The organism is uncultured Devosia sp. (assembly GCF_913055165.1).
In the GTDB taxonomy this organism is placed as follows: domain Bacteria; phylum Pseudomonadota; class Alphaproteobacteria; order Rhizobiales; family Devosiaceae; genus Devosia.
Genome location: NZ_CAJXJS010000018.1, coordinates 52,698 through 66,335 on the forward strand (window position 1 = coordinate 52,698; position 13,638 = coordinate 66,335).

11 protein-coding genes are annotated in these 13,638 nt (G+C 61.5%); 7 read left to right on the forward strand and 4 right to left on the reverse strand.

Annotated features, from left to right (window positions below; translation table 11 throughout):
• Window positions 1–41 precede the first annotated feature (41 nt).
• Entirely contained in the window at window positions 42–791 is a 750-nt protein-coding gene (locus QZ564_RS08210) for a BTAD domain-containing putative transcriptional regulator (protein WP_297107593.1), read from the forward strand.
• A gap of 15 nt (window positions 792–806) precedes the next feature.
• Here QZ564_RS08210 and QZ564_RS08215 read toward each other — a convergent pair whose 3' ends face one another.
• On the reverse strand, window positions 807–1,937 hold the full coding sequence (locus QZ564_RS08215) for an endo-1,4-beta-xylanase (RefSeq protein WP_297107597.1): 1,131 nt from the start codon (window positions 1,935–1,937) through the stop codon (window positions 807–809).
• Between the two features lie 212 nt (window positions 1,938–2,149).
• On the opposite strand from QZ564_RS08215, the gene QZ564_RS08220 reads away from it, so the two are divergent.
• The 6 genes from QZ564_RS08220 (at window position 2,150) to QZ564_RS08245 (ending at window position 12,079) form a co-directional block, all read left to right on the forward strand.
• Entirely contained in the window at window positions 2,150–2,797 is a 648-nt protein-coding gene (locus tag QZ564_RS08220) for a carbohydrate-binding domain-containing protein (protein WP_297107600.1), read from the forward strand.
• Complete coding sequence (locus QZ564_RS08225) at window positions 2,794–3,876, forward strand: UDP-glucuronic acid decarboxylase family protein (protein WP_297107603.1); 1,083 nt, start codon at window positions 2,794–2,796, stop codon at window positions 3,874–3,876. Before QZ564_RS08220 ends, QZ564_RS08225 begins: the two co-directional genes overlap by 4 nt.
• A 29-nt stretch (window positions 3,877–3,905) precedes the next feature.
• The gene (locus QZ564_RS08230) at window positions 3,906–5,333 is read left to right on the forward strand and encodes a UDP-glucose/GDP-mannose dehydrogenase family protein (RefSeq protein ID WP_297107607.1); all 1,428 of its coding nucleotides are present in this window, start codon (window positions 3,906–3,908) and stop codon (window positions 5,331–5,333) included.
• Window positions 5,334–5,358: 25 nt separating this feature from the next.
• The gene (locus QZ564_RS08235) at window positions 5,359–6,861 is read left to right on the forward strand and encodes a glycosyltransferase family 2 protein (protein WP_297107610.1); all 1,503 of its coding nucleotides are present in this window, start codon (window positions 5,359–5,361) and stop codon (window positions 6,859–6,861) included.
• 28 nt (window positions 6,862–6,889) lie between these two features.
• Window positions 6,890–8,029 (forward strand): NAD-dependent epimerase/dehydratase family protein, encoded by a 1,140-nt coding sequence (locus QZ564_RS08240; RefSeq protein ID WP_297107613.1) that lies wholly within the window; start codon window positions 6,890–6,892, stop codon window positions 8,027–8,029.
• 327 nt (window positions 8,030–8,356) lie between these two features.
• Window positions 8,357–12,079, forward strand: a complete 3,723-nt coding sequence (locus QZ564_RS08245) for a PAS domain S-box protein (RefSeq protein WP_297107616.1) — start codon at window positions 8,357–8,359, stop codon at window positions 12,077–12,079.
• 56 nt (window positions 12,080–12,135) lie between these two features.
• Here QZ564_RS08245 and QZ564_RS08250 read toward each other — a convergent pair whose 3' ends face one another.
• From QZ564_RS08250 to QZ564_RS08260, 3 genes are all read right to left on the reverse strand, one after another.
• The gene (locus tag QZ564_RS08250; RefSeq protein WP_297107619.1) at window positions 12,136–12,378 is read right to left on the reverse strand and encodes a formate dehydrogenase subunit delta; all 243 of its coding nucleotides are present in this window, start codon (window positions 12,376–12,378) and stop codon (window positions 12,136–12,138) included.
• Window positions 12,368–13,201 (reverse strand): formate dehydrogenase accessory sulfurtransferase FdhD, encoded by an 834-nt coding sequence (gene fdhD / locus QZ564_RS08255; protein WP_297107622.1) that lies wholly within the window; start codon window positions 13,199–13,201, stop codon window positions 12,368–12,370. The genes QZ564_RS08250 and fdhD overlap by 11 nt, the downstream gene beginning before the upstream one ends.
• A partial coding sequence (locus QZ564_RS08260) for a molybdopterin dinucleotide binding domain-containing protein (RefSeq protein ID WP_297107626.1) occupies window positions 13,198–13,638 on the reverse strand: 441 nt, incomplete at its 5' end. The genes fdhD and QZ564_RS08260, both read right to left, overlap by 4 nt.

A 13,638-nucleotide genomic window follows, 5' to 3' on the forward strand; every position in this document is an offset into this window, starting at 1 on the left:
ATTCCGCGTTAGACTAGCGTACAAAGGGACGGAGGGCGCAGATGGGTACTCAAGCGCCGCACCAAATAACGGTAAAGCTGCTGGGCACCTGCTGTCTGATCGCGGACGGCACACTGGTTCAGGGCGTCCCTGCGAGTTTTTTTCGGATCGCCGCTTACCTTATCCTGTCCACGCCTGACCAAGTGCAGCCGCGGAGCCGGCTGGCGGCTTTGCTATGGCCCAATGCCGAGGACGGCAAGGCCGGCGCCAATCTGCGGCAAGCCGTCGCTCGTATCCGGCATCTGCAGGATCAGCAAGGCTTCCGGCTAATCGAAGCCAGTGTTTCCACCCTGCATCTGGCGCCAGGGCCCGAGGTCTATTGTGACCTGATCGAGATGATCCGCCATATCTCGGGCGATGTCACCTACAGCCCCCATGCGCTGTGCAAGATCTACGGGGGCGAATTGCTGGCCGATCAGGGCAGCAGCAGTTCTGAATTCGAGGATTGGCTGTCATCCCGGCGAGATGAGCTATTGCTGCAGGCCGTGGACGGCATTGCCGAAGGCATCCACGCCGATGGCCAATACACGCAGAACGAGCGTTCCGCCTGCGCCCGCCGGCTGCTTGAGCTTGATCCATATCGTGAGGATGCGGTGCGGGTATTGATGGCCGAGGCGGCCGAACGGCGGCACTTCGTTCGCGTCAGCGAACTCTACGCGTCAATGCGCTCGGTGCTTGCGGACGATCTGGGCGTGGAGCCCAGTCCCGAAACACGGGCGCTCTATACCAGCCTGATGGAGGCGGTCCGCTAAGCCGATGCGGCTCAATCAAGCGAACGCGGTCAGAATTGCATTATGCATGGGCTTAGCCTGCCATTCCCGGTCGTAGGGCAGGCCGCGATTGGCGCTGCTTCTTTGCGTGCGCAACCAGGAATGGCTGTCATTCAACCCCCAGGTGCTGACACCCAGCACATTGTTGAACTGCAGCACGATATCGAGGTAGCGGCGGGTTTCATCTGCCACGAGAGAGTCGCGCCTCTCCACGGAAAGGCCGGTATTGGCTTCGGCTACATCAAGCTCGGTGATCGCAACCTTGAGCCCCATATTGCGGATGTCGCGCATCAGCCCATAGATGCCGTCAGCATAGACAGTGCCCTTGCGCAGATCCAGATGTGCCTGCAGGCCGACTGTATCGACCGGGGCACCGCGGGAGCGCAGCCGCTCAAGCAGGCGCAAGAGTGACAGACGACGCTGCCCCTCATAGCCGCTATTATACTCCAGCCCATATTCATTGATGACCATGCGTGCGCGCGGGGCTCGGGCACGAGCCGATTCCAGCGCGCGCTCGATGTAATCCTCCCCAAAGGCCTTGTAGAACTGATTGTTCCGCAGGCCCCTACCCCCGTGATTGGGTTCGATTGGCTCGTTTATCACGTCCCATTCGCGAACCTGGTTGCCATAACGGCCAATCACTTTTGAGAAATGGTCGTCGATGATCGCCCAGTCCCGGCTGGAGGCGAGCGCAGATGCCGCCCAGGACGGCAGGCTCTTGTGCCAAAGCAACGTGTGGCCACGCATGGCCAGGCCATTGCGGGCAGCAAAGCTGGCGAGCTGGTCCATCTCGCTGAAATTGTAGGTCCTGCCGGGAGCCAAGGCGTCCCATTTCATCGCCCATTCCGGTGTGATGGTGGAGCAATCCCGCACCACAATCGAGCGCAGACGACTGTCGCCGAGCGTGCCGGCCTGAATGGCCGCGCCGAAATAGAGCCCACGTGACGAGGCCGCCGAACGCAGAGCGCGGACGGGCGGGGGCGTGGCCGGGCGAGGCTGACGGGCAGGGGCCTGATCAGGACTGGTGGTTACCGAACCGGTCTCGGTTCGATCGACGCGGGCACAGCCGACCAATTGGCCCACAGTGAGCGCTGCCGCGGCCCCCACGATCAAGTTCCGACGCTTCACTTCTGCCTCCCCGAATCGTCCACCGGCTATCCCCTGGGAGAAAAAATGACGGAATGGCCAGACCAGGGCAATTAGTCAGAACTGTCTAGATCGTTGTATTAATGGCGGCAATTAAGTTCAAAAGCTACAGTATTGTCAGGATAGAGGCGATCTATGCGGGAGATTTTCTGCATACGCTTTGTGATACGTGCGTTTATTAGTGGTGAGTCAAGATGTTGAAGATATCACAAGTAGTATTGGCAAAAATCCTGGGCGCCTCGACTGCGCTCTCCATGTTGGCAATCTTGCCGGCGATGGCCGATTCGCTGATCGTCGTTTCGATTGCCGGAGAAGCGTATGACGGCCCGCCAAGCTTTGATCTTTTGATCAATGACAAGGTGATTGGCAGCGGGACGCTGACCCGGGCAATCAGCACGGAGAGTGACGGACGCCTGTTCACCAAGCCGCGGCCAAATTCCTTCCTCGAACAATTCTCGTTCACCATCCCGGACACGGCGCTCATGCCGGATTCCGAGATCAGCCTGGTGCTGACCAATGACAAGTTCACGCGTCAGGAAGGGCTCGGCGAGGATGGTGTGTTGGACCGCAATCTGTTCATCGATTTCGTGCGTGTGAATGATATCGAAATCACCTCGGCGGAGATGGTGCTGATCCACGATGGCGACGAGGTGCACTACAATTATCAGGCCGGCCTGCTACCCATATATGAGGCCGGATATCGCGCCGTCGTCCGGCCGCCAGAAGGTGGTTGGATGGCTGGTGGCGCGGACGAAGTCGCCAAGGTTGGCATGGTGGATATTCCCCTGCCGGTTCCTCGCCCCAAGGACCTGACCCTCGGCGTCGGCCTGGTGCAGCAATGAGCGCCCGGCATAAAACGACCGGGCAGGTACGCGAGGAGCGCGCCGGCCGCAGGATAGCTGCGCCCAAATCCATCTGCGTGACAGGTGGGGCGGGCTTTCTGGGCTCGCATCTGTGCGCCCGCCTGATCGGGGAAGGTCACCGGGTTACCTGCATCGACAACTTCCACACCGGCCGCCCGGCCAACGTCGCCGCCCTGGCGCGCAGCAACCGGTTCGAACTGGTCGAGCATGATGTGTTGGATGCCCTGCCCGACCAGTTGCCCTCCTTTGACGAGATCTACAACCTGGCCTGCCCGGCCTCACCGGTGCACTATCAGAGCGACCCTGTGCGGACCGCGCTGATCTGCGCAGAAGGGGCGGCCAATGTGCTGTACCGGGCTGACAGGGACGGGGCGCGAGTGATGCATGCCTCAACCTCAGAGGTCTATGGCGACCCCGAAGTGCACCCCCAGCGTGAAGACTATTGCGGCAATGTGAACACGGTCGGGCCGCGCTCCTGCTACGACGAAGGCAAGCGCTTTGCCGAGACCTTGATCACCGACTTCGCTCGGCAGACCGGTGTGGTGGTCAAGATTGTCCGCATCTTCAACACTTACGGCCCGCGCATGCAACCCGACGATGGGCGGGTGGTGTCGAATTTTATCCTCCAGGCCCTGCGCGGCGAGGACATCACTGTCTATGGAGAGGGCCAGCAGACGCGTTCTTTCTGTTATGTCGACGATCTGATCGAAGGTTTCGTACGCCTGATGGCCTCGGGGCCGGAGGTCGAAGGCCCGGTCAATATCGGCAATCCGGCGGAAATCAGCGTTGGCGAACTGGCCCGGATCGTCATCGAGATGACCGGCTCGACCTCAAGGATCGTCCACAAGCCCCTGCCGGTCGACGACCCTCGCAGGCGCCGCCCCGACATTACCCGCGCCAGCAGCCTGCTGGGCTGGATGCCGCGTGTCCCGCTGGCTGAAGGGCTGGCCAAGACCATCCGTTATTTCGCCCGGCTCGACACTAGCCCGTCGGCGTCCATCCAAAGTCAGCCCGGCGTTGCGCCGGTCCCGCGGAGCCAGGCCGCGGTCTCTATCTAGTTTCAGTCAGTCAGTGTGAGTACAAGACCATGCGCCTTATTATCATCGGTTCGGGATATGTCGGTTTGGTATCGGGCGCATGCCTAGCTGAGTTGGGACACCATGTGCTGTGCGTGGACAATGATCCGGCCAAGATCGAACAGCTGCAGGCTGGCCAAATACCCATTTACGAACCGCAACTGACCGAGACGATCACGCGTAATGTGGCCCGGGGACGCCTTGGATTCACCAGCAGGCTACCGGCTCTCGGGCGTGAGATTCACGCCGTAATGGCCGCCGTTGGCACCCCGCCGCAGGCCAATGGCAGCGCCGACCTTTCCGCCATCTTCGCCGTTGCCCAGGAGATCGCGGAGAAAGCGACCCATCCGCAGATGCTGATTATCAAGTCCACCGTGCCGGTGGGCACGGGGGATCGCGTACAAGCCCTGTTGCAGCGGGCGCGCCCCGATATGCGGTTCTCGGTGATTTCCAATCCCGAATTTTTGCGCGAAGGTTCGGCAATCGAGGACTTCATGGCACCGGACCGCATCATCGTCGGTGCCGGAGACGAAACGGCGCGCAATACCCTGCGGGCGCTCTATGCCCCGCTTGAACAGCTAGGGACGCCGGTGGTCTGCATGGGCCGGCGCGAGGCCGAACTGGTCAAGTGCGCCGCCAATGCCTTCCTGGCAACCAAGATCGCCTTCATCAATGAGTGTGCAGACCTTTGCGAGGCCGTGGGCGCCGATGTCGGAGAAGTCGCTCACGGGATCGGGCTCGATAGCCGGATTGGGGAAGCATTCCTGCAGGCGGGGCCGGGCTATGGCGGATCGTGCTTTCCCAAGGACACTTCAGCGCTCCTGGCCATCGCCCAGGAGCATGGCGTCAATTTGCGACTGGTGGAAACCGTCATCGGCGCCAATGAGGCACGCAAGCGCGCCATGGGCCGCCGGGTAACACGTGCCGCGGGCGGCAGTCTCAATGGCCGGGTCGTGGGGGTACTGGGGCTGACCTTCAAGCCCAACACCGATGATATGCGGGACTCTCCGTCGCTGGCGCTGATCGAGACGCTGCAACGGGCGGGCGCCAAAGTGCAGGTCTTCGATCCGCAGGGTATGGCCGGCGCACGGTTCCGGCTGCGCACTGTCCGGTTCACAGATGACGCCTATGCCTGCGCTGAAGGCGCCGATTGCCTGGTTCTATCCACCCACTGGCCGGAATTCGCGGACCTCGATCCCAACAGACTGGCCGGGCAGATGCGCGGCAAGGTGATCGTGGACTTGCGCAATTTCCTTAAGGCACAGGCCTTTGTCGAGGCCGGCTTCTCGGTTCACGCCGTCGGCCGCCCGGCGGAACATCCGCGGCGGAAGCAATCGACCGAGGTGCGACCGGCCCAGAAGTGGCGCCAGCGGGAGCCGGCGCTCAACGGCGCCGCGCCTGGGTCTGCGGCGGCGCTGCACAGCGGCATCGCCGGGTAGGAGCGGCCCAAGGAAGGGGGAAGCCATGGAGATCGGCGCCCATACATTGTCGCTGCTGGTGGTTGGCGCCTTTTGCGCGGTGCAGATCGCCTATGCTCTCTCGCAGGCGGTCGATCTCTACTTCTTCACGCGCCCCGTCAATTGGGTGGATCCGAACGAGGCCCGGTCTCTGCCCGCAGACGACTACCCCTATATCGTCCTGTTCTATCCGGTGCTGCGCGAGCTCGAATCGACCATGCGCACCACATTTCTCAGCCTGGGGCAGTTGGACTATCCCAAACACAAATACAGCGTGGTCGCCATACCCAATGCCGACGACGCTTTCACTGTGCGCTCGCTGAGGCGGCTGCAGAAGGAGTTCCCGTTCCTGCAGATTATTGAGGTACCGCCCACCTCGCACAAATCCTGGCTGGTGGTCTGGAAGGCCTGGGATCGCTGCCAGAAAGCCTATTGGTGGCATAAGGGCAAGTTGGCCCAAAACCGCAACCTGCCGCCCAAGAAGACACGGCAGTTGATCTACGCCTTCTACCAGATCGCCGATCGGGTGATGACCCACCAGGATTTCCTGGTCAACTATATAGACGCCGATAGCTGCCCGCCGAGTGACCATTTCCTGGCCGCAGCCGCTGGCATGCGCCACTACGATGTGCTCCAGGCGCAGAATATTGCCGGAAATCTCAACTCCAGCTGGGCGGCCAGCTGGCATGCCTTTGACCACATGGCCTGGGACGGCTCGAAGTATCCGCACCTGTCCGCCAATGGGAAGCACCCCTACTGGGTGCTGGGGAAAGGCTTGTTCTTCCGCGCGTCTGACTTGATCTCCCTGGGTGGTTTTCACCCCTGGCTCACGATCGAGGATCCGGAAGTGGGCATGCGGTTCTGGACCAATGGCAAGCGGCTGGGGGTCATTGAAAACCCCCTGATTGAAGAGGTGCCGCTCACCTTTGCGCACGGGATCACGCAGCGCAAACGCTGGGTCGCCGGGTTCTTCCAAAGCCTGACCTATCCGCTCAAAGCCATGGGCATGCCATGGCCGGCACGGTTCAAGGCCTGGCTCAACTTTCTGCCCTGCCTGTCGCTGTCACTCAATTCGGTGGGCATCCCGCTGGGCATTTGGGCCAGCTGGGCGGCATGGACCGGTCATAACCTGCTGCCAGACTGGGCCATCGTGTTGTCTCTGGCCAATCTGGCCGCTTTCGGTCTGTCGATGAGCGCACTCTATGTGCGCACCTGGCGCCGCTCCGCGCTGGTACTACCCCGCCACAAGGACCGGCTGCGCTATCTCTTCCGGGTCAACCCGGTGTTCATCATGGCCTGGTGGCTGGTCTGGCTGATCCCGCTCTGGATCGGGTTCCGCATGTTCCTGCTCAACGAAGGCCTTGTCTGGGAACGCACCGAAAAGACCGACGCGAACCACGACCTGGTGCGGGTGGCGCGTGGGAAACGGCCGAGTCCGGTGACCAAGGCGGCGCCCGCCAAAATTGCCACCATCTCACCCCTGCAGTCAGGGGCAGAAAAATCCCTATGAGGCATGTGTCAATGTAAGGAGTAAACATATGGCCAAAGGTCACGTTCTGGTCACCGGGGGAGCCGGCTTCATCGGCTCACATCTGGTCGATTTGCTGCTGGCGCAAGGCTTTGAGGTCACCGTGCTCGATTGCCTGCTTGAGCAGGTGCATGGTGATGCCGAGCGGGACGCAGATGGCTGGCCGGTCTATCTCAATCCAGGCGCCCGGCGCATCCATGGCAATATCCTGGATGACGGTGTGTTCGAAAGCGCCCTGACTGGCATCACCCATCTGGCCCATCTCGCCGCTTCGGTGGGTGTCGGGCAGAGCATGACCAATATTGTCGACTACACGCGCAACAACACCATGGCCGCCGCGATCATGCTGGAGGTACTGTCGCGGACCCAGCACACGGTCCGGCGGATGGCTGTTGCTTCGTCCATGTCGATCTATGGTGAGGGACAATATGTGGAGGCATCGAGCGGGCGCGCCGTCACCCCCTCGATGCGCGACCATGCGCAACTCAAAGAGCACCGCTGGGAGCTGGACGACCGGGGCAACGCGCTGCTGCCCATCCCAACCAGCGAGGACAAATTGCTCCAGCCCGCCTCGATCTATGCCGTCAACAAGCGCGATCACGAAGAGATGTTTCTTTCCGTCGGACGGGCACTGGAAATACCGACAATAGCCTTGAGGCTATTCAACGCCTATGGGTCGCGCCAGGCACTGAGCAATCCCTACACTGGGGTTGCTGCCATATTCATTTCCCGCCTGCTCAACGACCAGTCGCCCATCATCTTTGAGGATGGGGAGCAAAAGCGCGACTTCGTGCATGTTCTGGACGTTGCCAATGCCTTTGCCGGCGTACTCGAAAGCGATCTTGAGGTCTGGGAGGCCTGTAATGTTGGCAGCGGTCAGGCCCGCACCGTCAACGAGATTGCCAGGACGCTTGCCCGTCTCCTGCACAAGAACATCGCCCCAACCATACTCAACCAATATCGCGTCGGCGACATCCGGCATTGCTTCGCCGATACCAGCAAGCTGGAGAGGCTGTTCGGCATCAGGCCGAGGCAAGACTTCGAAGCGGGAATGCGCCAGCTGATCGAGTGGGTAGAGACCGTCAATCGTCCGCAGGATCGCTCACAGCAGTCGCTGTCGGAACTGACGCGGAGTCGGCTCGTGGTCTAGGATCGCAGCTTGTCGTGGTGTCGGGAATGGCTGGATTGCGCTTCAGGTGCCATGCCCATAAACACCGATGCGATCTACGAAATCTACTCTCATTTTTAATTTCGTAACCCGGCTTTAATGCTTCCCGCGTCTCATCGGACCGTCCGGACAGGTCTATGGGGAGCAGGCAGTTTTGAACGGCGAGCAGAACACTTGTGCCTCGGACTCGGGATGGGTCGAATCCGCCCGGACAAAGACCGGCCGGATGGACGCACTATGACGCTGCCCTACCCAAACCGCTCCAGAATGCGCCGTTGGCTGCGCTCCACGCAGGCGCAGGGCTCCGTTATGTCGACGGGAACCGCGCTGCAGACAGCCACGACATCGCCTGGTCCAGCCAAAGATTTCGGCGAGGGGGGCGGACGCTGGAATTTTGCCTTCGAGAGCACCGGCCAAGGCATCTGGGACTGCGATATTCCGAGCAACACCGTCTACTACTCGCGCATGTGGCGGCTCATGCGGGGGTTCGATGCCGACGAGGTCGTCGACAGTTCCTTCGACGCGTGGATGGAGCGGGTGCATCCGGACGATCGAGCCCTCGTGCTTGAGGAGATGCGCAAGCAAAATTCACCCGACATTCGGCAGAACGCCTTCGAATATCGGGAACGTCATCGGGCCGGGCACTATATCTGGATCCTGAGCCTGGGCGCAGCGATCGAATGGGGGCCAGACGGCAGGCCAACCCGCATGATCGGCACGGACACGGACATCACTGCCCGCAAGATGGCAGAGATGGAGAAACTGCACCTGTCGCGTCGGCTGGAACTGGCACTGGATTCGTCCTGGGATGGCGTGGTCACGCTGGACCTCGAGACCATGGCGGTGGTGCAGAGCAACAAGTCATTCGCGAAAATGCTGCAGCGGTCCCCCGAGGAAGTGGTCGGGATGCACCCCTGGGAATACGTCGATGCCACCCGAGAGGAAATCCTCGATTTCCTGGAGACGACCAGTGCCCAGGATGGCAATGCGGGACTGATCAGCGCACGGTTCAAGCGCAAATGCGGGGACCCGATTGATACCGAGGTCAGCCTCTCCTTCTTTGAGGCCGCCAACCGGCGCTTTGCCTATTGCACGGTCCGCGACGTCACCGAAAGCAACCGCACCAAGCTGGCCCTCAAGGAAGCGACCGAGTTGCGCCGCGCGGCAGTGGAAGCGTCACACCAGGGCATTCTGCTGGTAGAAATGGACGGGCATACCATTACCCAGGCCAACCGCGCCTTCGCCGACATGCTCAACCTGCCCCAGGATGCGGTGACGGGCCAATGCCTCTGGACATGGGCTGACGAGGACGAGGCGACCGCATTGCGCCAATTGCTGTCCGACAGCGCCGATGAGCCAACGGCCCAACTGCTCAGGCGCGAAGCCACGTTGCGACGGCAGGATGGACGCACCATCGCCGTGGACATCAAGACGAGCATGATCGAGGTCGGCGGCGACCGCTATTGTCATCTGGTCGTGACCGACATGACAGCAAGCCGGGCCGCGGCGTCTGCGCTCAAGCGGAGCGAGACCCGATTCCAGGCCATGTTCGAGAATACGCGCCGTCATATCGGCCTGCTCGAGCCGGATGGTCGATATATTGAGGCTAATCCGGCCTATTACGCTTTTCTGGGGCTGACACCCGGTCAGCTCGGGAATTTGCGCTTCTGGGATGGTGACCAGTGGCAGAGTGAGGAAGAGCGCGAGGCCGTCAAGTCAGCGGTTCATCGCGCAGCCAGCGGCGAATATGTGCAACTTAAGGTCCGTCACCAAGGCAGGGACGGCACCATCCGCGTCAGCGACCTGAGCATAGCTCCGATTGCAGATGACTGCGGCGCGATCGTCCAGCTGATGACCGAGGCCACTGATATCACCGCGCTCGAGCAGGCCAAATCCGACCTGGAGCAGAGCGAGCGGCGTTGGAACCACGCGCTGGAAAGCGCCGGCCAAGGCGTGTGGGAATGGGAGATACACAAACCCCAGACACAGGGTTCCCGCCGGTGGAAGGAAATGCGGGGCTATGCACCGGACGAGGACATCGACTTCACTTTTGATGGATGGCTCTCGCGCGTACATCCCGAGGATCAGGACAGGCTGCGGCGGATCATTGAAGAGCAGGCCAACAACGCTCAAGAATTCAACACGTTCGAATATCGCGAACGGCATAAGCAGGGCCACTATATCTGGATCAACAGCGTTGGCGCTGCGGTAGAGTGGGATGCTGATGGTACGCCGATCCGACGCACCGGAACGGACACTGATATCACCGAGCGCAAGATGGCCGAGCAAAAGGTGCTCGACCTGTCACGCCGGCTTTCGCTCGCTTTGGAGGCCTCACAATTCGGCGTTTTCGAGCTGAAGCTGGATAGCGGCGAAGTGCTGTGGGACGACAAGCTGTGCGAGATGGTGGGGGTCGCCCGCGATCCGACCTCAATGCAGTTGACCGATTTGCTGGGCGCCATGCACCCGGACGATGTGGCCAAGACCATCCTGGCGCTCCAGCGCGCTGAAGAGGATGGCAGTTTCGAAATGGAATCCCGCTTTATCAGGACCGATGGCGTGGTGCGAACATTGCGCTCGCGCGGGGCGCGCTTTGAGGACGAACACCAGGAGCCCCGACTGATCGGCGTATTCTGGGACGTGACCGAGGAAGTGGCCCTGACGCACAGCCTGCAGGCGGCCAAGGAGCTGGCGGAGAGCCGCAATGCCGAGCTCCTACATGCCAAGGAGCGCATCGAAAACCAGTCCCTGCACGATGCGCTGACCGGTCTGCCGAACCGACGCTATCTGGACAAGATCCTCAAGCGTCACGCAGCAGGTTCGCCGTCATCGGGCGCCATGGCGCTGTTGCATATCGACCTGGATGGCTTCAAGCAGATCAACGATACACTCGGCCACCTGGCGGGCGACGCCATGCTCGTGCATGTGGCGGAACTCCTGCGTGACAATATCGGGCTGAGCCGTTTTGCCGCCCGAGTGGGCGGCGACGAGTTCATTGTTGCCTGTCCCGGTGAAACCGATACGCAAGGGCTTCTGGCGCTGGCCAACCAGCTGATCGACAAGATCCGGCAACCGGTGCCCTATCAGGGACACCAGTGCAGGTTTGGCGCCAGCATCGGTATTGCCGTCGAGGCTGATGACCCCTTTGACGCACAACGCGTACTGATCAATGCCGATGTGGCGCTCTATCAGGCCAAGGGCCGGGGGCGAAACCGCTGCGAGTTCTTCTCTGAGGCCCTGCAGGCCGAAATTGCGGCCAACAAGCGTATTGCCGATGATATCCTGCGCGGCATAGAGCACAATGAGTTCGTGCCGCACTATCAGCCGGTGCTGGATGCCAGAACACTCGAGGTGGTTGGCGTGGAGGCATTGATCCGCTGGAACCATCCCACGGATGGTTTGCTCAGCCCATTCCGCTTCCTCAAGATCGCCGAGAACCTGGATGTGCTGGGAACGATCGACCACCTGCTGCTCCAGCAGGCTATTGCGGATTTGGAACGCTGGCAGGTCGAGGGAATCAATATTCCTTCGGTATCAGTGAACGTCACCTTCCAGAGGCTGCACGACGCAACCCTGCTGGACGGTCTACGCAAACTCAACATCCGGCCCGGCTCGATCTCATTCGAAATTCTGGAATCTATCTTTCTTGACGAGTTCGAAGGCTGCGTGGGCCGTAATATTGCCGGCCTGCAGGAGATGGGCATCAGCGTGGATGTCGACGATTTCGGCACCGGGCACACCTCCATTGTCAGCCTGCTCAAACTCAGCCCGCGCCGATTCAAGATTGACCGCCAACTGGTCGAGCCAGTGGCGCGCGGTGCCGAGCATCGCCGGCTGGTGTCCACCATGGTGGAAATCGGCAAGTCGCTGGGCATTGAGGTCGTTGCAGAAGGTGTGGAAACCCTGGAGCAGGCCAATATCCTGCGTGACCTGGGTTGCGACTATTTGCAGGGCTATGCGTTTGCTCGCCCGATGCCGGCAGAGGACATTGCGAGCTGGATCACTCGCAAGGACTGGCGCTGCGCGTCCTGAAGGTGGTTTCAGAACTGGCGCGGGACGTCAGCCTGCCGGAGGCGCATCCGGGCTTGCTACGGCTTGACCCTTGCGGGCCGTTTGACGGCTTCGGCAGCCTTGAGAACGATCGGATCGAACCCATCCTGGCCCGACGCAATCAGGTCCAACAGCCGCTCGCGCATACGTGGCTCCCAGAACTTGTTGATATGCTCGGACACACCTGCCGCCGCGCCTGCCTCTGGCTGCGAGGCAAAGAAGGTTCCGATCTGATTGGCCATGCGGATCAGCCGGTCAGTGACTTCATCCTCATGCGACATGCTGGTGGCCTCCGCCAATGAGCCAATCGGAATGGGTGAATACGTCAAACTCGTCGCCGCGCACCAGGGCAATCAGGGTCATGCCTGCCTCGTCGGCAGCGCGGATGGCGAGTGCGGTCGGTGCGGACACTGCCAGAATGGCCGGGGCACCGATGGCCGCCGCCTTCTGCACCATTTCGACCGAAAGCCGGGAGGTGACACAGACCACCCCTGATGACCCGGCCATCCCGGCCCTGGCCAGAGCCCCCGCCAGCTTGTCCAGGGCATTGTGGCGCCCAACATCCTCGCGCACCAGGATCATGCCGTTCTCCGGTCGATAGAAGCCGGCGGCATGGACGGCGCCGGTCTTGGCGTGGAAGGGCTGTGCGTGGGTAATCTGACGCATCGCCTCTCCAATATCGTCCATGGACAGGAATGACGCTGCAGCAGAGACCTTCGGTAGAGGCCGGACAGCCTCCTCGATGGATTCGATGCCGCAGAGGCCACATCCGACTGGCCCGGCCAGGCGCCGCCGCCTGGCTTTCAACTGGCTATTGGCCGCGTCCCGCAGCCACATCTGAATGTCGATCCCGGCGTCGAGATGCTCAATATGCATCCGCTCGACATCATCGGGCTGGGCAATAATGCCCTCCGTCAACGCGAAGCCAACAGCAAAATCCTCAAGATCGGCGGGGCTGGCCATCATGACGGCCTGGGTGGTCCCCGCAAAAGAGAGGGCAATGGGCACCTCTTCAGGCACGCCGCGTTGCGACCAGCTGATGGCTCCCGCGCGCCGGGCAAGCCGGTCAACCGTCACAACGGGTTGCCTTGTGGCCTCGGTCATTCCGCAGGATCCGCGGGCGTGGCGATCTGGCGCGACCGGCGGGACAGCGCCTCATATTCCACCTGCCAGTCCGATGGGCCGTTGCTGGGCATGACCTGCACCGCGGTGACCTTGTATTCGGGACAATTGGTCGCCCAGTCCGAAAAGTCGGTGGTGATGACATTGGCCTGCGTTTCGGGGTGGTGGAAGGTTGTATAGACGACGCCGGGCGCCACCTTGTCGGTGATCTGCGCCCTGAGGGTCGTTTCGCCGGCGCGGCTGGTCAAACGCACCCAGCTGCCGTCGCGCACGCCGCGGTCCTGGGCATCGTGGGGATGAATTTCCAGCACGTCCTCGTCATGCCAGATAGTGTTGGCGGTGCGGCGGGTCTGGGCCCCCACGTTATATTGCGAGAGGATGCGTCCCGTGGTCAGCAGGAGCGGGAAGCGCGGGCCGGT